The organism is Fictibacillus halophilus, from assembly GCF_016401385.1.
Classification (GTDB): Bacteria; Bacillota; Bacilli; order Bacillales; family Fictibacillaceae; genus Fictibacillus; species Fictibacillus halophilus.
This window is the reverse complement of record NZ_JAEACF010000001.1, coordinates 2,631,482-2,652,113: the sequence shown is the minus strand read 5'-3', so window position 1 is coordinate 2,652,113 and position 20,632 is coordinate 2,631,482. Positions and strand designations below refer to the sequence as shown.

At 39.0% G+C, this 20,632-nt stretch carries 21 protein-coding genes; 13 read left to right on the top strand and 8 right to left on the bottom strand.

All coding sequences use genetic code 11. The features are described 5' to 3' along the window. Positions 1 to 25: 25 nt before the first annotated feature. Positions 26 to 928, top strand: a complete 903-nt coding sequence (locus I5J82_RS13770; protein ID WP_198769021.1) for an AEC family transporter — start codon at positions 26 to 28, stop codon at positions 926 to 928. A 40-nt stretch (positions 929 to 968) separates the two neighbouring features. On the opposite strand, the gene I5J82_RS13765 is transcribed toward I5J82_RS13770, so the two are convergent. The 5 genes from I5J82_RS13765 to I5J82_RS13745 all read right to left on the bottom strand — a co-directional run bounded on the left by I5J82_RS13765 (position 969) and on the right by I5J82_RS13745 (position 6,377). Continuing rightward, entirely contained in the window at positions 969 to 1,694 is a 726-nt protein-coding gene (locus I5J82_RS13765; RefSeq protein ID WP_198768306.1) for an alpha/beta hydrolase, read from the bottom strand. Between the two features lies 1 nt (position 1,695). Then, positions 1,696 to 2,352, bottom strand: a complete 657-nt coding sequence (locus I5J82_RS13760) for a hypothetical protein (protein ID WP_198768305.1) — start codon at positions 2,350 to 2,352, stop codon at positions 1,696 to 1,698. A gap of 288 nt (positions 2,353 to 2,640) precedes the next feature. After that, positions 2,641 to 3,783 carry a Ger(x)C family spore germination protein gene (locus I5J82_RS13755; RefSeq protein ID WP_198768304.1) on the bottom strand — a complete coding sequence of 381 codons (1,143 nt, stop codon included), beginning with the start codon at positions 3,781 to 3,783 and terminating at the stop codon, positions 2,641 to 2,643. Next, positions 3,780 to 4,880 carry a GerAB/ArcD/ProY family transporter gene (locus I5J82_RS13750; protein ID WP_198768303.1) on the bottom strand — a complete coding sequence of 367 codons (1,101 nt, stop codon included), beginning with the start codon at positions 4,878 to 4,880 and terminating at the stop codon, positions 3,780 to 3,782. The genes I5J82_RS13755 and I5J82_RS13750 overlap by 4 nt, the downstream gene beginning before the upstream one ends. Before the next feature lie 3 nt (positions 4,881 to 4,883). Next, on the bottom strand, positions 4,884 to 6,377 hold the full coding sequence (locus I5J82_RS13745; RefSeq protein WP_198768302.1) for a spore germination protein: 1,494 nt from the start codon (positions 6,375 to 6,377) through the stop codon (positions 4,884 to 4,886). A 455-nt stretch (positions 6,378 to 6,832) separates the two neighbouring features. On the opposite strand from I5J82_RS13745, the gene I5J82_RS13740 reads away from it, so the two are divergent. Then, on the top strand, positions 6,833 to 7,012 hold the full coding sequence (locus I5J82_RS13740) for an aspartyl-phosphate phosphatase Spo0E family protein (protein ID WP_198768301.1): 180 nt from the start codon (positions 6,833 to 6,835) through the stop codon (positions 7,010 to 7,012). A gap of 9 nt (positions 7,013 to 7,021) precedes the next feature. Here I5J82_RS13740 and I5J82_RS13735 read toward each other — a convergent pair whose 3' ends face one another. Beyond that, positions 7,022 to 7,921 (bottom strand): LysR family transcriptional regulator, encoded by a 900-nt coding sequence (locus tag I5J82_RS13735; protein WP_198768300.1) that lies wholly within the window; start codon positions 7,919 to 7,921, stop codon positions 7,022 to 7,024. 394 nt (positions 7,922 to 8,315) lie between these two features. Between I5J82_RS13735 and bcaP the strand changes: the two genes are divergently transcribed. Together bcaP and I5J82_RS13725 are read left to right on the top strand one after the other, a co-directional pair. Next, positions 8,316 to 9,710, top strand: coding sequence for a branched-chain amino acid transporter BcaP (gene bcaP, locus I5J82_RS13730; RefSeq protein WP_269819575.1), 1,395 nt, complete (start codon positions 8,316 to 8,318; stop codon positions 9,708 to 9,710). 265 nt (positions 9,711 to 9,975) lie between these two features. Beyond that, positions 9,976 to 10,599, top strand: coding sequence for a methanogen output domain 1-containing protein (locus tag I5J82_RS13725; protein WP_198768298.1), 624 nt, complete (start codon positions 9,976 to 9,978; stop codon positions 10,597 to 10,599). A 22-nt stretch (positions 10,600 to 10,621) separates the two neighbouring features. Here I5J82_RS13725 and I5J82_RS13720 read toward each other — a convergent pair whose 3' ends face one another. Together I5J82_RS13720 and I5J82_RS13715 are read right to left on the bottom strand one after the other, a co-directional pair. Next, on the bottom strand, positions 10,622 to 11,518 hold the full coding sequence (locus I5J82_RS13720) for an STAS domain-containing protein (RefSeq protein WP_198768297.1): 897 nt from the start codon (positions 11,516 to 11,518) through the stop codon (positions 10,622 to 10,624). A 185-nt stretch (positions 11,519 to 11,703) separates the two neighbouring features. Then, complete coding sequence (locus tag I5J82_RS13715) at positions 11,704 to 11,904, bottom strand: cold-shock protein (protein WP_066397748.1); 201 nt, start codon at positions 11,902 to 11,904, stop codon at positions 11,704 to 11,706. Positions 11,905 to 12,279: 375 nt separating this feature from the next. Here I5J82_RS13715 and moaA point away from each other — a divergent pair, with 375 nt between their 5' ends. From moaA to I5J82_RS13670, 9 genes are all read left to right on the top strand, one after another. Then, complete coding sequence (gene moaA / locus I5J82_RS13710; protein ID WP_198768296.1) at positions 12,280 to 13,299, top strand: GTP 3',8-cyclase MoaA; 1,020 nt, start codon at positions 12,280 to 12,282, stop codon at positions 13,297 to 13,299. A gap of 138 nt (positions 13,300 to 13,437) precedes the next feature. Then, the gene (locus tag I5J82_RS13705; RefSeq protein WP_198768295.1) at positions 13,438 to 14,298 is read left to right on the top strand and encodes a VOC family protein; all 861 of its coding nucleotides are present in this window, start codon (positions 13,438 to 13,440) and stop codon (positions 14,296 to 14,298) included. 62 nt (positions 14,299 to 14,360) lie between these two features. Continuing rightward, entirely contained in the window at positions 14,361 to 15,035 is a 675-nt protein-coding gene (locus I5J82_RS13700; RefSeq protein WP_198768294.1) for a TVP38/TMEM64 family protein, read from the top strand. Positions 15,036 to 15,222: 187 nt separating this feature from the next. Then, positions 15,223 to 15,765: a peroxiredoxin gene (locus tag I5J82_RS13695; protein WP_198768293.1), complete on the top strand. Its 543-nt coding sequence runs from the start codon at positions 15,223 to 15,225 to the stop codon at positions 15,763 to 15,765. A gap of 225 nt (positions 15,766 to 15,990) precedes the next feature. Continuing rightward, positions 15,991 to 16,440: a TlpA family protein disulfide reductase gene (locus tag I5J82_RS13690; RefSeq protein ID WP_066397740.1), complete on the top strand. Its 450-nt coding sequence runs from the start codon at positions 15,991 to 15,993 to the stop codon at positions 16,438 to 16,440. Positions 16,441 to 16,452: 12 nt separating this feature from the next. Continuing rightward, positions 16,453 to 16,887, top strand: coding sequence for a Dps family protein (locus tag I5J82_RS13685; RefSeq protein ID WP_198768292.1), 435 nt, complete (start codon positions 16,453 to 16,455; stop codon positions 16,885 to 16,887). Between the two features lie 139 nt (positions 16,888 to 17,026). Next, on the top strand, positions 17,027 to 18,016 hold the full coding sequence (locus I5J82_RS13680; protein ID WP_198768291.1) for a TAXI family TRAP transporter solute-binding subunit: 990 nt from the start codon (positions 17,027 to 17,029) through the stop codon (positions 18,014 to 18,016). 49 nt (positions 18,017 to 18,065) lie between these two features. Further along, positions 18,066 to 18,569, top strand: coding sequence for a DUF1850 domain-containing protein (locus I5J82_RS13675; RefSeq protein WP_233096486.1), 504 nt, complete (start codon positions 18,066 to 18,068; stop codon positions 18,567 to 18,569). A 52-nt stretch (positions 18,570 to 18,621) separates the two neighbouring features. Then, complete coding sequence (locus I5J82_RS13670) at positions 18,622 to 20,547, top strand: TRAP transporter permease (protein ID WP_198769020.1); 1,926 nt, start codon at positions 18,622 to 18,624, stop codon at positions 20,545 to 20,547. Positions 20,548 to 20,632: the final 85 nt, after the last annotated feature.

Genomic DNA, 20,632 nt, shown 5'->3' with positions numbered 1-20,632 from the left:
TAACAGAAAGAAGGGGTAAGACATGATTGAGCTGCTGAGCATCATTCTTCCGGTATTTGCGATTTTTGGCATCGGATTTATCGGTCAAAAGACGATAGGTTTCGAAACACAAACACTTTCCAAGATGGCACTTTATCTGATGTCCCCTTTTCTAGTTTTTCGGACGTTTTATGAAACTACTTTTACGAAAACGTATGGATATATGCTCATTTATACGCTCATTCTGTGTTTCACTTTGATCGGTCTCGTGTACGTGATCAGTTATTTTAAAAGATACAATATGCGGGAAACATGCGGTGTCATTTTAGCTTCTGCTTTTATGAATAATGGGAACTATGGAACTCCAGTCGCGCTGTTCGCGTTTGGTGCAGCGGGGTTAGATTATGCGGTTGTTCTTATGGTTATTCAGCAGTTAGTCATGTGTACAGTTGGTGTCTATTATGCAGCAAAAGGCAGTCCGGAAAACGACGGGATCTCTTCAGCGTTAAGAGCAGTGCGACGTATGCCTATCGTATATGGAGCGATAGCGGGAGTAGTCTTTCAACAGTTACACATACCTATAGAAGGCTCTGTATCCGAAGCTCTTGATCTTGTAGCGAACTCTGCGATACCGACGATCATGATCATACTCGGCATGCAACTCGCGAAGATATCATTGCGCCACGTACAAGTGGAGAAGTTAACGTATTCGCTGCTACTAAAATTAGCAGTGTCACCACTGATCGCATTTTTTATCACCTTGATTCTTCCTGTTGATGATATGCTCGCAGCGATTATGATCCTTATGGCGGCGATGCCATCAGCTGCAAACACGACGATGTATGCGTTACAGTTTGGAACAGAGCCTGATTTCGTATCAAGTGCAACGTTAGTGAGTACACTTTTTTCACTAATCACTCTGCCAATATTGCTCGCGATTTTAATGTAAAAAAACTCACAAGATAGTGAGTTTTTTTTGCTTATATCGGTTAATGCTTTTCTAACCACTTAATCATCTCAACAGCGATGATATCTTGCTGTGCTTGAGCAGAAATGTCTGCTGGATGATCGCCTTTTTGTTCTCCGTACATGCCAAATTGAGCATGATTTCCACCTTTGATCTCAAATAAAACAGTTTCACGCGACAACAATCTTTTCGTTTTCTCGATCTTTTCCTTAGTTGTCAGCCCATCTTTTTCAGCATAAATTGATAGAATCGGTGTGTCTTTTTTTGAGAAGTCATCACCATTAGCAGGATAGGAGGCGAGCAGGATAACCCCTGTTATTACATCTGGGTTTTCATCTGCAAACGTAGCAGCGCTTACTCCTCCAAGGGAGTGGCCGCCAATAAACCACTTCTTAATAGATGGATTTTGCTTGATCCATTCTTCTGCTTTATTTGCCTCAATCATGGCAAGGTTTAGGTTGAATTTCGGGATTCCGACGGTGTATCCAGCTTCTGATAATGACTTTCCGAGATAACCATAAGCTTCTGGTTCAACTTTTGCGCCCGGATAGAGGACAATGCCTACCTCCTTATTAGTCCCGCTAGGCTTGAAGGTCACCCAATCGTCTTCACGCTCAATGTCTCCAACACTACTCAACAGTTCTTTAGTAGGTTCATAGGTCTGTTGAGTCCACACAAAAAATCCAATCAAGGCGCATACAAATAGTACTGCTATTACAAGAAAAGCTTTCTTGATTATTCTTTTCATCTTAAGCACCTTTCATTTTACTTTCTTGGTGGATCTTCGTTGCAACAAGTGTAATCATCAGAAATAACTCAAATCCGTTCGTGACAGCAGCACTTTCCACTGAAATAGGGACTGCGCTTCCGACTGTCATTACAACGGAACCAATAAACATCCACTTCCAGCCCGTTTTTTTCCAAAGGATCGCACCTGCAGTAATTAAAGCGATAGATACGAACAGGACCATGAGAGGAGGACCTGATGAGGGTTCTGCTGAAACATAGCGAAGTAATCCATGTTCTCTCTCAGGAACAATCTTTATCCCATATGTTTCGGTTACAATTTCCATTATGACAAGAGCAATCGTGTAGAGAAGAGCTCCTATGTATACAGCTTTTCGCTCGGCGAACTTAATCCCAGCTCTGTTTAAAACACTCCATGAAAATAGAACGAGCGTAGGGGTGAAGAACGCATGAAACCAAAATCGTAAATAGCTCAAGTTTTCTAATAGAGATCCTTCTCCTAAAAATCTTCCTACGGCGATCAGTCCGTTATCAAATACAAGTCCGAACACGACCAAACAGAGTAGGGAAGAAGTATCCCATCTGTTGCCGAAGTTTATGCACATAATAAGTAAAACGAGGTAAGCTGCTGTATAGATGAAATACAATACCGTATCCATGAAATTCCCCCTTTCATTTATACTCTAAGAATTACCTTATGCGTACATGGTAAAACGTTATGAGTAGAGGATAGACTGAAATGAGGAACATCATAGCGACACCTTTACCTATTGTTTATTTATTTTTGTAGTGGTGCGAGTCTCCTTTTTCCATAGTGGCATCCCTCTTTTTTGCAACAACTTATACAGTGTGATGTAAGTGAACGGAAATAAGAAGGAAAGCACGGTGAAAAGGATAAATCGCCAACTAAGAATGCGAGGTAATAATTCATTCATCTCGAACATTGCTTATCTTAGACCTCCTGCTGAGCTAATCGTCGTATGGATGTGTGTGTTTATTTTCACTTGGCTAAAGTGATTATCACCAGTTTCCCAATCCTTTTTAAGCTTTAGCCATTCTTTATGGTGATGCTTTTCCATGTAGACACCGAGGCCAAGAACATCGGTTTTATATTGTGTCTGCAATTTCTTAATAAATTTTCCGGTTTTCTTAGCAATCTGTTTCTCTACCTCTTTTTTCACACGATCTGCTGAAACAGTACGTGTATCCATCTTCTTATTGACTTCTTGTATTTCTCCTTCAACGCTGACAGTTATTCTGAAAGTAAGTTGTCCATTTGCTGTTGAAACGAGTTTGATCTTGCTTTTCGAGTTATCTATTTTATAGATGTATAGATCATCCTCTAACTGGAAATAAAGCATACCCTTTTGAAATTCACCCTTCAAAATGTTCATAGCTTCTGTATCTTTTTCATTTAGGAAATGTGTTAATCTGCTTGATTCTCCTTTTATGATGGCGGCACCGCCAATCTTGATCTCTTCTGTACTTTTATAATTCAACACCGGCAGGACAAATGAACGATGAGCTAGGAGATCTTCCTGAAGATCTCCTAACCTCTTAATACTCGCAGTACGTGAATGATTCTGTACATTAGCGGACAGCGTATCGATATAGAGGGAAGGCAGTCTTTCGTTATTCGCAACGTTTAGATAGCGCTTTGTATCTCCCTTTGTAATGAAGACACGAACACTTCGTCTAATATCTTCATGTCTGATAAAAAAATCAAGCAGACGCTCCATTCTTTGTGGCTGTTTGGCTACCTTATCCGAAACCAAGATAATTTGATTGTGAGCAAAATATAATTCTTTGTTAGAGTATTGAGCGATTCTTGAAATCTGTTCAGATAGATCGTGACCTTTGTCTTCAAAGTTTTGATACGCTTTTTCGTTCGTTAACTCGGGCTTTAGTGACCTTGGAACAGCAACTTGAAAAGTACCATTCATCACGGGCTGGCTCGTATCGTCATCTGATTTTGCCTGATCGATTCCCACACCGATCACAAAGGCCTTTTTTTCGATCTCCCTTGCTCCGCACCCTTGCAACAAGCTATTAATTAGGAGGAATGATAAGATATAACAACGTTTTTTCATTTTTTCACTCCTCTTATCTTAGCAATAATATAAAGAGGTACTGGAACAACAGCCATCAATGTTAAGCTGAGTCGTCCAATAAATGTTCCCATTGCTTCCATTCCTTCCATGCCTATCGGAACCATGGATACAAAGAAAATGATAGGAGACAGGATAACGATGAGCGTTTCTTTCTTCGCTTTTTTAAATAGAGATTCTAAGACGATGAGTGAAGAATCGATAGACATCGATGTTGTATTAAAGATCGTCATGATCCATATCGTAAAATAGACGGATTCGAATCTTTCAAAAAAACCGCCAGGAAGCTCTATTTCTTTACCTAGCTCGATCGTAGGGTTCTCTAAAAAATCAGTACCTAGATTAGAGAAGACAGCAACACATGAAACAAAGACCATCGTGTAGATGATTATTGAGATAAATACACCTTTTACTGCGGCAGACGAAGCTTTTTCTGGTTCATTAACGAGGTAAGAATAGCTTAAGATAATAGAAATGCCGGTAAAAGAAAAGAAAATACTGATCATGCCTGATCCATACCCTTGCAAGTCTGTGGTGAGCAGTGGATAAAAGTTATCCAGGTGCATGATCCGAATATTTAAAACGACTAATAATAATGACACGATCAATACGACAGGTAAGAACATGGAATTTATACGAATGAGTGCTGTACGAGAACCAAAAAGCGCATATACGTTAACAAGCAGAAAGAGCAGGCTTAAACTATCAGAGCTAGTGTTTGGCAGTAGATATTTTTTTGTGATTTCTGCGATTGCTCGTATTTCATAGGCTGCAAGTAAAGCGAAAAATGCACCGTAAATAATAATTAAAAGGAAGGCGAGCGGCTTTGGTATAATGGCTAACAAAATTTCATAGATGCCTTTTCCAGGATACATTCGAATGAACTGACCCATGATCCATACGAAAAAAAGCACGATTCCTCCCATTAATAAAATGCTGATCACACCATCAATACCGTTCGTTACAGTCGTGATATAGCGAGGTAAATTAAAGATACCAACACCAATTACCATGGAAGCAACTGCGTACATTAATTCCTTAGCACTGATGGAACGGTCGGTGTATTTGACTTTGCTCACAGTTTATTCCTCTTTCTCTGAACGGACTTCATCTACAGGATCTAAGAAAACAGGTCTTTTTTTAATAAATGAGATGGGCAAGCGTACGAATAGCTCTTTCCAGTCGTTGATAAAGATAGGTGCAAGAGGTGCAGCGTAAGGAATACCTAGACTGGTCAGATTGACTATATGGATGACAAGTACGATAAAAGCGAGTGAGATTCCATAGAGTCCCATCATGCCAGCAGCAAAAATGAAGCTGAACAAGAGAATTCTATAAGTTACACCCATGCTATAGACCGGCAATGTAAAAGAAGCGATCGCTGTGATAGCAATTACGATGACCATGACTGTGCTAACAATTCCAGCTTGAACAGCAGCTTCTCCAATTACGATTCCTCCTACGATACCGATCGTTTGTCCGATGGGTTTCGGAAGGCGCAGTCCTGCTTCCCGTAGAAGTTCCATCGTGATGGCCATCATCAGAGCTTCAACAAATGCTGGAAAAGGAACCCCTTCACGCGAAGCGGCTATTGAAAAAGCAAGACGTGACGGAATTAAGCCTTGATGAAAAGAAACAAGGGCTATATAAAAGGATGGAAGAAATAATGAGATAAAAACGGCGAATGCACGAAGCATGCGTAGCAGTGACCCGATGTGCCATCTTTCATAATAATCTTCAGGTGACTGAACCGTATCCAGGATTGAAATGGGTGCGATCAGTGCGTTTGCGGTCTGGTCAGGAATGATCGCTAATCTTCCTTGCAAAAGAGAGAGTGCAACTTTATCAGGACGCTCCGTACTAATAAATTGCGGAAAGGGAGACATAAAGTTGTCTTCTATCGATTGTTCGATAATTCCAGAATCGATAGGTGCATCAATACTTATATGTTGTAGACGATGTCTTGCTTCTTCTACAATTGCAGGATTGATTACATCTCCAATATATAACAAAGCTACTTTTTTCTTTCCTCGTTCACCAATCACAAAGCTTTCTACCTTCAAGCTTTTATCTGTGATTTGTCTACGAATCATTGCAATATTGACACCGATCTCTTCTGTAAAACTTACTTTAGGTCCACGAATAAGAGATTCAGTTTGTGGTTCCTCGATAGCTCGAACTTTACCGCCATACGTATCCACACTAAAGCCTTCGCTTACGGAATCCATTAAGATAATGGTTTTGCCGTTTAATAGGTGGTTGATCACATCATTCATTTTTGATAATTTAGCGGTTTGAGCGATGAGATAGATATCTGAATACATTTGCTCAAATAGTGGCAAATCGACAGGTGGTGCGTATCTTATATATTTGATTGATTTTAGTATGTTCTGCAGCTTATCTGAATCAACTAGGTCAGCCATATACAAAATGATTAAGTGTTCACTTCTGATTTCATAGCGTAAAACTTTTAAATCAGGTGTTGGACCGAGCGTGGTTTGGATCTGTTCCAGATTACTAGAAAGACTATTACTTAATAGGGAGTAGTCTGTATGTGGACTTTCCTCTTTTTTCAAAGCAAAGGACCTCCCTCGTTTTTTTACTAGGTATGTCCATTGAAAGAGGTGTTTATTCCTTTAAGAGGTTAGAAGAGAAAATATACAGAGACGTGCAAAAGAAAAAAGAAGCCCTTAAGCATGAATGGAGCTTCTCTTTTTAAGTTTTTTGTTATCTTAAAAGACATCATTGAAAAGTTGATTGGAGTGTAGGGTGGGAGACTCCTGGGGGATTAGTGTGCCAGGTGAGACACCTTATGGCGCAAAGCGCCAAGGTGGCTCACCGCACGCCCCCCGGAAAGCGAGCACCCGAAATGGAAATCAACCACTTCCAAGAACAACATTGACTAAGATACATTAAGAATAGTTTAGTGGTCTTTAACTATTTCTAAATTTACATAGAAACAAACAACAACTATCATAAATGCATATCCAATTATTTGGAAGTATTGTTTAGATAGAAAGGAAAATCAATCATGGATGTGGATCTGAGTATATTATTGCAAGAAATTAAAATCTGTCGTCAAGAAATGTATGATCTTAAACCAAGCTCCAATGATTTTTCAGATGCTGATCTCGTTAAACAGAGTCAGAAGCTGGACAAACTGATCTATCTTTATCAAAAAAAAATAATGGAGGATCCAACTGTTAAATAGAAATTATAATTACTGATCTAAAAGATGCTTAACTTTTTCTTTAAATTCTTTCGCTTCTATGGATAGTCCTTTTGTTAAAGGATACAGTGTCCAGAAATCTTGGTAGATCAAGTCAGGTTGCTTGAATGGGATAATGGCTAAATTGCCGTTTTTTACATCCGCATTGTTTTTGAACGTAAAATTAAAAACAAAGGAAAAAGCATGCCCATCCAAAATGGCCGAACGCATGACTTCAATATTATTCGATGAGAACAAGATTTGTTCGTTCTTTACGTACTTATCATTAAATGTGATACCGCCTTTAGAATTATAGATCACTAGTTTTTCATCACTTAACTCATCTGGCGTAAGAAAATCTTTGTAGTACAAGGAAGATTTCTTGCCTGCACAAACACAAACGTGTCCTGTATACAAAAGTTCATAGCCTACTCCTTTTTCATGCTGAAGGTTGGATACCTCATAATCCGTAAACGGGCTTAAACCAATGTCAATATGTCCGTTCTTCATTTCCTCTAATATATGATCTTGATCGATCTCACGAATCATTACGTTCGTTTCAGGGAATTGCTCATGAAACAATAAGAAGGCATCATACACGATGTACATGAGTGCCGGTGCACATCCCACCCTTAATACATGTTTTTTAGCATGTTGTTTATCCGCTAATTCTTCATGAAGCTCTTGCATCTTCTTAAGAATCTCATAAGCTTTTGATACGATAAATTTACCATCTGTAGTAGGAATCGTACCTTGTCTAGATCGAGTGAAAATGGTAACGCCAAACTCTTTTTCGAGCTGGGTAATCGATTGTGATATTGCTGAAGGAGATAGGTGTAGTTTGTCTGCCGCCTTCGTAATGGAGCTTTCTTTGGCCACTTCTACAATATATTTCATTTGTTCTAAGTTCATCGTTATCTCCTTTATTTAAGCTGTGTTTAACTAAGAGAATTTAAATTCATTTTATCTTAAATAAAGTATTATTTGTGAGATTTAAAGAAATTTAGACAAGGAAATTTATTAAGAGTTTTCAGTTTCAACAAATAAATTATAAGAATTAAAAGAATTGGATTAGGAGTTTACTCACAGGTATAAATGTTGAAGTAACCTCCATTTTATGGAGTCTAATGAGGGTTAGAAGGAGATAAATGCTATATAAAAATATATAGGTTCTTTCGCGTTTAATAAGGATACAATGCGAAACAGTGAAAACGAATAGATGCGTAATAAAAAAATGTCGAAAAATTAAGAATTATGGAATATAATTAAATTTATAGATAATTCACAACTTTTGGAGGGGGCTTTTATGAGTATCTTTAGAAAGAAAAGCATTGCAGATTTAGTAGCAGCTTCAAAAACAGGTACGACACTAAACAAAGAGCTGGGCACTTGGGATCTTACGATGTTAGGAATAGGTGCCATTATTGGAACAGGTATCTTTGTTCTAACAGGAACTGGAGCACTCACAGCAGGGCCAGCACTTATTGTTTCATTTATTATCGCAGGATTAGCATGTTTATTTGCAGCACTTTCGTATGCAGAGTTCGCATCTACAGTACCTGTATCAGGATCTGTATATACCTACACATATGCGACAATGGGTGAATTTCTCGCATGGATTATTGGATGGGATCTAATTTTAGAATACTTGCTAGCTGTTAGTGCGGTATCAGTAGGCTGGTCAGGGTATTTTCAGTCACTATTGAAAGGCTTTGGCATCAACATACCAACTTCTTTAACTGCTGCACCAGGTGCGGTTGAGAACGTAACAACGTATTTTAATCTTCCTGCATTTTTAATTGTTATGTTAATTACTTTCTTACTTTCCGTAGGTGTAAAACAATCTAAACGTGTAAACAACATCATGGTTGTTATTAAAGTTGCTGTTGTTATTCTATTCATCGTTGTAGGAGTTGGATATGTTAAACCAGACAACTGGACACCGTTCACACCATTCGGCTTTGATGGAATCTTTGCAGCAGCAGCACTAGTATTCTTTGCTTTTATCGGATTTGATGCCATTGCATCAGCTGCTGAAGAAACGAAGAATCCTAATCGTGATCTGCCTAAAGGTATCATGTATTCTTTATTAATCTGTACGATTCTTTATGTGATTGTAACGGGAATTATGACCGGCGTTGTTCCTTTTGCAGATTTTAAAGGAAACGAGGATCATCCGATTTCACTCGTCCTTCAAGTTGCTGGCCAAAACTGGGTAGCAGGTATTATCGATGTTGGGGCTATTTTGGGGATGACAACAGTTATGCTCGTTATGCTATACGGCCAAACACGTGTATCTTATGCAATGAGCCGTGATGGACTGTTACCAAAGTTCTTTAGAACGGTTCATACTAAATATCGCACACCATACGGTTCAACTTGGTTCTTTGGGATAGTTGCAGGTTTAATGGGTGCCCTGATTCCGTTAGATGAACTTGCTAAACTAGTAAACATCGGGACACTTTCAGCATTTATATTAGTATCAGTAGCTGTTCTTGTACTTCGAAAAACGCAGCCGGACTTACCACGTGCGTTCCGTTGTCCAGGAGTACCGTTTATTCCAATTCTGGCAATTCTGTTCTGTGGCTTTTTGATGATTCAGCTTGATCAGGACACTTGGATTCGATTTATCATCTGGTTAGGTATAGGAGCAGCTCTTTATTTCTTATATTCTAAAAAACATTCACATTTAAATAAATAAGTATCATAGCAAATAAAAACCAAGAGCTGAGCTTTAAGCAGCTTTTGGTTTTTTAGTTATTCGAGATAGAACACTAGTAAAAACTAGAAATTATCTTAATAAAAAAAGTAGATAGTAGAATCTAATAGCAAAAGTCATAATTTATTTACTTTGATAAGTAAAATAATGTTTTAAACCATCTCATTCGGGTATCCAAAGAGTGTTGTCCATATCTTGCCAAAATAAGTGAAACAGCATGTAATACAATAGAAAGGGTAGATGCAGTATGAACCTTTCAAAAGGTGAATTGAATGGACACACTTTTTTAGCAAAACTCATTACTCAATATGCCCACATTCATAAAAAATCAATTGGTCCCGCTGCCGAAAGATATATCGAGCAGCTCGGTCTGCGTACTGGTGAATGGATTGAGAGGTTTTATGATAATCCATTGGACTGGACGGTTGATCATTACGTTCACGTCATAGTGGATTTGAAAAATTCCATCGGCGGGCATTTTGAGATTGTCAGTGTAAAGCCTGACCATGTAATAGTTCGTGCAAAAGAGTGTCCTTTCGGGGAATTTGTTAAGGATGCACCGCACTTATGCAAAATGACATCCAGTGTATTTGGAGGAATAGCAGCACGAAAATTTGGTTATGGAAAAGTTTCATTGCGTCAAAGGATAGCATTAGGTAGTCCTAACTGTGAAGTAGCGATTTATTTTCAGCCAGATGACCGAGAACCAGGGGATGTTTATCAAGACATTCCAGTCACACCTGAAAACGGTGATCCCTTTTCTTGGGAAGAAGAAACCATTAGCATGCTCAATAATGAGCTGAAAAAATGTGATGATATGGTGGAGTCACTTTTAAAAGAACTAGATGAGTTGAAACGTTCAAACTCCTAAAATAATTAAAACAGACCCTGAATTAGAGTCTGTTCTTTTTATGGGATTTACTTGTATTATCCAATTTACCGTACCCGAAGTCAGCAAGTGCTTGAAGCAGGTTCCCTTTTAACGTAATCTCATCAAAATCTAAATTTAAGCTTACAGATGTTTGTGCAATCTCCGGGCTTAATCCTGTTAAAGTAGTTTTGACGCCTAATAGTTTTAATGTAGAAACAAGCTGGAAGAGACGGTGAGCAACCATCGTATCGATGTAACTGACACCCGATAAATCGATGACTAGGGAAGTAATTTCATGATCCAGGCACTGCTGCAGTGTCGATTCAATTAAGAGCTTAGCGCGGTTCGTATCGATATCACCGACTACAGGCAGAACGGCTACTCCTGGAAAAAGAGGCACAACAGGAACGGATAGTTCTTGAAGGGAGAGATGGAATTGTTTCGTCATTTCTCTGTAATTATTCACATATGACTTACTGAATGCTTGTACTGCGAAATCAATCATCGGATTGATCGTCGTTGAAATATGCAATACTGACTCCAAAGACATCGATTGCAGCGAACCTTCTTCTTTTATAAAATCCCATATAACTTCGCGATAAAAAGATGTACTCTCAAGTGTCGTATCGAGCGGCTGGCCAGAATGAACGGCAAGCATGCCGATGTTTTCTCCCCACTCGAAAATCGTTTTTCTAGAATCTGAAACCTTTCCAGAAACAGCATCACCAATTAAACGAATGAATAATATAGATTGTTGAAGTTCCTCGTACGCATTCATAGGAGCATTTTGTTGAAGAGAAACATATGCATTGCTATTTTGTATGTTAATCATGATCTTCTCTGCAATTTGAGGTGCATTTTCAGAAATTCGTGTACCGATTTCAATCTGATCTTGTATCTGCTTCGTTTGAAGATCCATTTTGAACTCCTAATTGTTTAAGACGTTAAATGTATTTTAACAAAAATAATTAGTATATGTTTGAATTTACTGAAAAAAAATTTAAAAGCATAAAACATCTAAATAGGAGTGAGATTTGGCGATGGATGTGCAAAAAAAAAAAAAACAGGCCTCTTTTTCAAGAGTCCTGTTTATATATTGGGTTATTATGCTTTACGTACGTTAGTAGCTTGAGGTCCGCGTTGTCCTTGTTCAACTTCGAACGTTACGTCTTGACCTTCGTCTAAAGATTTGAAACCGTCAGCTTGGATAGCTGAGAAGTGTACGAATACATCGTCTCCACCTTCGCGCTCGATGAATCCGAAACCTTTTTCTGCGTTAAACCATTTAACCTTACCTTGTTCCATTTTTGTTGCCTCCTGTCGTGCCAATCCGCACAATAATACTATCTCTGCTCAAAAATATCAAGATAATAGGTTACCTGTACAATCGAACAAAAATAATTCTTTTTTATCGTAACATTTTACTAACCAATAAACAAGTGCAACAAGAAAAAGGAAATGATTAAATATTCGGTATGATCATAAAAGGCCGTGGGAACAAGGAATCAAGAAGTACAATAAGAAAAAATTGGTAATAATGATCTATTTAAAAGCTCAAATAGTGATTATGAACTAATCTCTTCCTTTTAAAAGAAACAGAATATTGTAGGTTGTTCTGGTTTTAACTTCCTTTTATTCGTGGTACATTGATAAAAATACTAAAACAAATGATGTGATGAGATGAATAAAAGTAATGGAATCACTGATCGTTTGCATCGACCGCTTCAGGATTTGCGGATCTCGGTAACCGATCAATGTAATTTTCGGTGTACCTATTGTATGCCTAAAGAAATTTTCGGACCAGATTACCCATTCTTAACTCCGACTGAGCTATTATCGTTCGATGAGATTGTTCGTATTGCCTCACAGTTTGCAAGAGCAGGCGTGGAGAAGATTCGGATTACTGGCGGGGAACCCCTACTTCGAAAAAATCTGCCTGACCTGTTGAAACGTCTTCGAGCCATTGAAGGAATTCGAGATATTGCATTAACGACTAACGGCGTGCTTCTTCCAAAGATGGCTGTTTTTTTAAAGCAGGCAGGAATGGACAGAGTAACGGTGAGTTTGGATACGCTTGACGACGATTTGTTTGGCTATATAAACGGGCGTGGTGTAGGTGTATCACCTGTATTAAAAGGAATGGAAGCCGCACATGAAGCCGGTCTTGCGGTCAAAATAAATATGATGGTGAAAAAGGAGATTAACGATAAAGCGATTCTCCCGATGGCTCGTTATTTTAAAAATACCCCATTTGTATTGCGTTTTATCGAGTATATGGATGTAGGCACCTCAAACGGTTGGAATTGGGATGAAGTCGTATCAAAGAATGAAATCCTAAACATGATTGATTCAGAGATGCCGTTAAAACCAGTTGATCGAAAGTATTATGGAGAAGTTGCAAAACGATACCAATATGCTGATGGTCAAGGTGAGATTGGGATTATTTCTTCGATCAGTGATACGTTTTGTTCGACTTGTACAAGAGCAAGATTGTCTGCAGACGGAAAAGTATACACGTGCCTTTTTACAGGGAAAGGGACTGATCTAAAAGAATTTGTTCGAGAAGGCGCTTCTGACGAGGATCTTTACAATCGAATTGTTCAAATATGGCGAAATCGTTCTGACCGTTATTCAGATGAAAGAAAAGAACAGGGAATGAGTGAAAGAAAAAAAATAGAAATGTCCTATATTGGAGGCTGATACGATCAGCCTCCTTTTCTATTCTCTATTTGCTAGTTGAAGTTTGTTAATAACTATTCTATAATAACTTACATAAAGTAATTAAATAACGTATAACGTTTATGATAACCACTATTAAATAGGAAAGAAGGGTAATAGATGAGCCCCATTCATGAAGAAACTCATATTGGAAGTGTGTCTTTAAAAGTAAAAAATTTGGAGAAACTTGTTCACTTCTATACTGAAACAATTGGTCTACAGATTTTAACAAAACGAAAAACTAGCGTGGAATTAACTGCAGATGGCATAACGCCACTTATCATATTAGAAAGTAATCCTGAGCTTCATCAACGACCAATGAAAAGTGCAGGTCTATATCACTTAGCGTTGCTTGTCCCAACTAGAAAAGATCTTGCAAATGTTCTTTACCATTTTATTGAAACAAATACACAACTGTTAGGAGCATCTAATCATAAGTTTAGTGAAGCGATCTATTTACAAGATCCCGAAAACAATGGAATTGAAATTTATAGAGATGTTGACCGTGAAGATTGGGTACGAGATGAAAGAGGAAAATTACCAGCCGTCAGCGAACCTTTAGATGTACAAAGTCTTTTAGCAGAGAGAGATTCAAAGTCTTGGAGTCGTCTGCCAGAAAACACGGTCATGGGACATGTGCATCTGAATGTAATCCATATAGGTGAAGCTGAAAATTTCTACATGAACGTATTAGGTTTCGAAGAACAGACGAGGATGGGGAACCACGCCTTATTTATCTCCGCAGGAGGATATCATCATCATATCGCGGTCAATATTTGGAACGGCCGCGATGCAGTATCCAACCAAGAGGATGTTACAGGTCTTCTTCATTATGAAATTATCGTTCCATCGAGGTTGGAGGTCGAAAAAGTTTTAAGTGCTCTAGAACGTGAGAAAGTTCCATATCATATAGAATCGGAAAATATTTTGTTAAAAGACCCTTCAGGTAACGGAATCGTGATTAAAGCCCGCAAGCCCTAACGTTTACAAACGATCAGATTCAGGAATATTAAAAGTAAAATAACGGCAAAGAGGGGGGTTATATGAAAAAAAGCACATTGGTGAAGATCACAGTAATCTTATTGATTGTCATGTTTCTGTTTGCTCTAAACCATTTTGTTTTTAAAATTACCCCTATATCTTTGCGTGATTGGGTACTATCCTTTGGAATGGTCGCACCTATCGTTTATATCATTGTAAATGTAATCCGTCCCTTTACATTATTTCCGATCTCTGTTCTTTCACTGGCAGGCGGTTTGGCTTTTGGCGTAGTATGGGGTACTGTATATACGGTGTTTTCAGCGACAATTGGTGCCATTTTATCCTTTTACATCGCTAAACATCTTGGTGCGAGATGGATTAAACAAAAAACAGATTCACCTTCAAGAATTGAGAAATGGCAGAATCAACTGAAGGAAAAAGGATTCGTTTATATTTTTTTATTAAGAATCATTCCGGTATTGAATTTTGATGTGGTTAGCTATGTTGCTGGAATCTCTAAGCTAAAACTCCGATCATACATTCTAGCAACAATGCTTGGCGTCTTACCTGGAACACTCGCTTACAACTTGTTAGGCGACAGTTTTATCAAAGGTAATGGAACAATCATTGCGGTCGCAATCGGTTTAGTACTATTTGTAGCTTGTATACCGCTGCTCATGAAAAATAAACAAATGATTACCAGTCAAATTCACCAACATAAAGAAGATAATGCGTAACCTTACTCAACAGATTTGAGTAAGGTTTTTTTATGTTTTTTGGGAGTTGTGAGCACAATACTTGTTCCTTATTAATAATTATTATAAATTAGTATTGACTTCAAAATAGAAGTGAGTATAATAAAGAATGTGAAGAACATATGATAATGATTTTCATTATCATTTATATAAAAGGAGTGTATGAAGAATGGCAGAACGTATGGTAGGAAAACAAGCACCTCGCTTTGAGATGGAAGCGATCATGCCGAACAAAGAAACGAAAAAAGTAAGTTTAGAAAAGAACATGGAAGAAGGAAAATGGACGGTTCTTTTCTTCTATCCAATGGATTTCACTTTCGTATGTCCGACTGAAATCACAGCATTATCAGATAGATATAGTGAATTTGAAGACTTAGATGCCGAGGTAATCGGGGTTTCAACAGACACCGTTCACACGCATTTAGCGTGGATCAACACGAGTCGTGATGATAATGGACTCGGAGAATTAAATTACCCTCTCGCTGCTGACACAAATCACCGTGTATCGCGTGATTATGGTGTTCTGATCGAAGAAGAAGGTGTTGCACTTCGAGGAATGTTTATCATCAATCCTGAAGGTGAGATGATGTACCAAGTTGTCTTCCACAACAATATCGGCCGTGATGCTGATGAAACATTGCGTGTGCTTCAAGCGTTACAAACAGGCGGACTTTGCCCAGCAAACTGGAAGCCAGGGCAAAAGACACTATAAGCCTGTTGTTCTTGAAAGAAGTTGATTTCCGTTTCAGGATGCTCGCTTTCCGCGGGCGACCGGTGAGCCCCTTGCTGCTTCGCGCCTTTAAGGGTCTCACCTGACCGCTCGTCCCGCAGGAGTCTCGCACCTTGCACTCCAATCAACTTGTCAATGAAGAGGTCACAACCTTTTTAGAATATGACTTAATAAAATGATCGTACAACTTTTTGGAGGGAATATTAGATGAAATTACGTGAACAAATGCCTGAACTTGATGGTGCTACAACTTGGTTGAATGAAGAAGTAACAAAAGAAGAATTGGTTGGAGAAAAAGCAACCTTAATCCACTTCTGGTCCGTAAGCTGTGGCTTGTGTAAAGAAGCGATGCCTGATGTTAACGAGCTTCGCGATGAGTATGAAGATGACCTAAACGTGGTTGCCGTACACATGCCTCGCTCAGAAAATGATCTAGACATGAGTGTTATCGAACAGATGGCGATTGGGCATGATATTACACAGCCGATCTATGTAGACAGCGAGCATAAATTAACCGATGCTTTTGAAAACAAATATGTACCTGCGTACTATGTGTTTGATAAAGAAGGAAAGCTTCGTCACTTCCAAGCTGGTGGAAGCGGAATGGACATGCTTCGCAAACGATTGAATCGTGTATTAAACGAAGAAACAAAATAAGGAGATGATACGATGAACACCATTCAAGAGGTATTAAACCGCCAAGTTGCCAACTGGAATGTATTGTTTGTAAAACTACACAACTATCATTGGTATGTAAAAGGACCTCACTTTTTCACACTTCATGAAAAGTTTGAAGAGCTTTACAACGAAGCGGCAACGAACATTGACGAATTAGCTGAGCGACTGCTCGTTCTAAAAGGTACACCGGTTGCGACGATGAAAGAGTATTTAGAGTTGGCTACCGTTGAAGAAGCTAAGAGTAACGAAACAGCAGAAGCGATGGTTCAAAGCATCATTAACGACTTTGAACATCTGATCGCTGAGATTAAAGAAGGAATGGAAGTAACCGAGCGTGAAGGTGATGAAGTAACGCACGACATGTTATTATCTGTTCGTGAAAGCTTAGCTAAACATAATTGGATGCTACGTGCATTCGTAAGCTGATGATACAAAGAGTGACTTCGGTCGCTCTTTTTTTATGCCAAGATATTATGTCTAAAAATTATAATTATTCTGCAATTTTAATGAAGCTTATGCTAAACTTTAAGAATGGACCAAATTATTCCATACAAGGAGGAAGAACATGAAAAAGGGAATTGCATTATTTTTCGTACTGATTCTTGCATTTTCACTAGCAGCATGTGGTCAAAAAATTGAGACTCCATCTGAAAAGAAAGAATCTGGTGACAAAAGCGCTTCATTAAATCTTGATCAAATCAGTATTGTAACAGGTGGGACAGGCGGTACATATTATCCACTAGGTGGAGAGATGGCAAAGATTGTGAAAGATGAGCTTGATGTTGAAGCAAACTCTCAAGCTTCAGGTGCATCTGTTGAGAACATGCAGTTACTTCAAGATGGTGATGCTGATGTAGCGTTCACTCAAACAGATATCGCTAGCTATGCAGTAGAAGGCAAGGAAATGTTTGAAGGAAAAGTTGATCAAGTTACAGGAATCGGGACATTATATCCTGAAACCATCCAGATCGTTACATTAAAAGATAGCGGGATTAAGAGTGTTGAAGACCTAAAAGGCAAAAAGGTGTCAGTAGGAGCACCAGGTAGTGGAACATTTGCGAATGCTGAACAAATTCTAAAGATTCACGGTATGACGATGAAAGACATTGATGCACAGCATCTATCCTTTGATGAGTCTGCTGAAAGCATACAAGATAAAAATATCCAAGCGGCATTTATAACAGCAGGAACACCAACAGGTGCAGTAGAAGCATTATCTGCAACAAACCCTGTGACAATTGTACCGATTGCTGACGAAAAGATTAAAGAACTGATTGAAGCTCACCCGTATTACATTGAGGATACCGTTAAAAGTGGTACGTATAAGCTCGAGGCTGACGTGAAAACGGTGGCAGTTCTATCCATGCTTACAGTTCGTAAAGACATGGAAGACGATGCAGTTTACGCGATCACAAAGGCAATCTTTGAGAACACAGATAAGATCAGTCACGCAAAAGGAGAACTTATCTCACCTGAAAAGGCGGTAGAAGGTATGGGAATCGACTTCCATCCTGGAGCTAAAAAGTACTTTGAAGAAAAAGGAATTTTAAAATAAGAGGTGTGGAGCATGGACTAAAAGAATATTCTTTAGTCCATGTATTCTTATGAAGCGAATGATTATCAGCATACTGATCTTAGTGGCTTTAGCATTGGTATCAATGGTGCCATTTTTTAACGCAGTAGTCATTGAAGAAGGTAAAACAGGTAAAACGTTAGCCTTCTTTAAAGCGAAGCATGGTAGTGAATTCAGTATTGAATACATACACTCTATTCATAAAACACCAGTTCGCGAAATCTATCAAGTTCATAATGAAGAGATCATGCAAACTGAAATGAGGTTTCAAGAATTTGGGGTGGGTATGCCATCTGGTGCAGCAGATGGTGAAGTGTTTACACACAAAGGTAAGAACTATATTTTATCCAACATGAAAAGAACGTTTCCGTCATTAGATATTCGAATCGGACAAATTATAGCGAATCATACACTTCTTCTTAAAGATAATGAATATCCCTTTTCTGCTTTTAGTGAGAAAGGATCTTGGGTTTCATTAAAAACAGAAAAGTTGAATTTCTGGCAATGGGTGATAGGAGGGAAAAAACTTGGATAAAAAGACTCAAATTGAGCGTGAACAAATATCAGATCAAGCTGTACAAGAACTGATGGAAAAGTACGATCCAGAAGCAGGTTTTCGTAAATTAAAAGGTGCACTATATTGGATAACATTGATTGGCCTTGTTGCTTTTTCGTTATTTCAGCTTTACACAGCGATTTTCGGTGTTCTACCTGCACAGCTGCAAAGGACCATTCATTTAGGTTTTGCACTTACTTTAATCTTTTTGTTGTTTCCTGCTTCAAAAAAGAAGACAGAAAAAAAGCCGCTTTTTCAAGTTGCTTGGTATGACATGATTCTTGCTGTTTTATCTATAGCGGTAGGATCTTATTGGTACATATTTATGGATGACCTAGTCATGAGAGTAGGAAGATTAACGACTCAAGATTTCATCATTGGTGCACTTGCCATTTTGCTTGTTCTAGAGGCAACAAGACGTGTCGTTGGTCTCCCAATAACGATTATAGCGGGTCTATTCCTTGTCTACGCGTATATGGGACCTTATATGCCGGGATTTTTAGAGCACAAAGGTTTGACGATCGAACGTATCGTAAGAACGATGTTTTTCACAACAGAAGGTATTTTAGGAACACCGCTAGCGGTTTCGTCCACATATATTTTTCTGTTCCTATTATTTGGAGCTTTTCTCGTTAAAACAGGGGTAGGGGAATATTTCAATGATTTATCCATCGTCATTGCAGGAAGACGTGTCGGCGGTCCTGCTAAGGTAGCCATTTTCTCAAGTGCTCTTCAAGGGACGATCAGTGGAAGTTCGGTTGCTAACGTTGTAACTTCAGGGGCTTTTACGATTCCGATGATGAAACGTTTAGGTTATGATAAAAACTTTGCAGGAGCGGTAGAGGCAGCTTCTTCAACAGGTGGACAGATCATGCCGCCAGTCATGGGTGCAGCAGCGTTTCTAATGGTTGAATTTATCGGCGGTGGTATCACGTATTGGGATATCGCTAAAGCTGCAGCCATCCCTGCCATTTTATATTTTGCAGGAATTTGGATCATGACGCATTTTGAAGCAAAACGCATCGGGCTTAGAGGGTTATCACGTGAAGAGATGCCTGAAACGAAAAGAGTCATCAAGCAAGTCTATCTGTTGATTCCAATCGTTGTGGTTATTGTTCTTTTAATGAATGGCGTTAGTGTTACAAAATCAGCACTATGGTCCATCGTGAGTGCGATCGCCGTGGGCATGTTCAATAAGCAAACTCGTATGGGGCCAAAGCTCTTTATTGAAGCATTAGCCGATGGGGCAAGAACGGCGCTTGGTGTTGCAGCGGCTACAGCAGCGGCAGGTATGATCGTCGGGGTTGTTACCGTAACGGGTGTAGGTCTTAAGATGGCGAATGGTTTGCTAGAGTTGTCAGGTGGTTATCTCATTCCAACCTTGATCTTAACGATGATTGCATCACTTGTACTTGGTATGGGATCACCAACAACGGCGAACTATGTGATTACGTCAACGATCGCGGCACCAGCCATTTTGTTATTCGGTGTTCCTGATCTGTCGGCTCACATGTTTGTGTTCTATTTTGGAATCATTGCGGATATTACACCTCCTGTAGCACTTGCAGCATTTGCAGCGGCTGGGGTTTCGGGTGGTGAACCGATACGAACCGGAATCATATCATCAAAGCTAGCCATTGCGGCGTTTATTATTCCGTATATTTTCGTTATCTCACCACAGCTCATGTTGATTGATACAACTTGGACAGAAGCGATCTGGGTGATCTCGACTGCATTTGTCGGTATGATTGCAATTGGGGCAGGAATGATCGGATATTGGATGCGTGCTCTTTCTTGGTTAGAAAGGATAGCAGCGGTTGTGATTGGATTCTTGCTGATCTATCCAGAAGGCATCTACAGCGCGATCGGTCTTGCAGCGTTCGCTTTAATGCTTGGAAGTCAGTATTGGCTTTTGAAAAAAGACAATACACAAGCACCATCTTCACCAGCGGTTTAAAGATGAGTAGCTCAGAGGCATGTGCTTCTGAGCTTTTTTATGTCTATAAAGTTTAAAAATTTCAATGTGGGTAAAAGATTGTAAG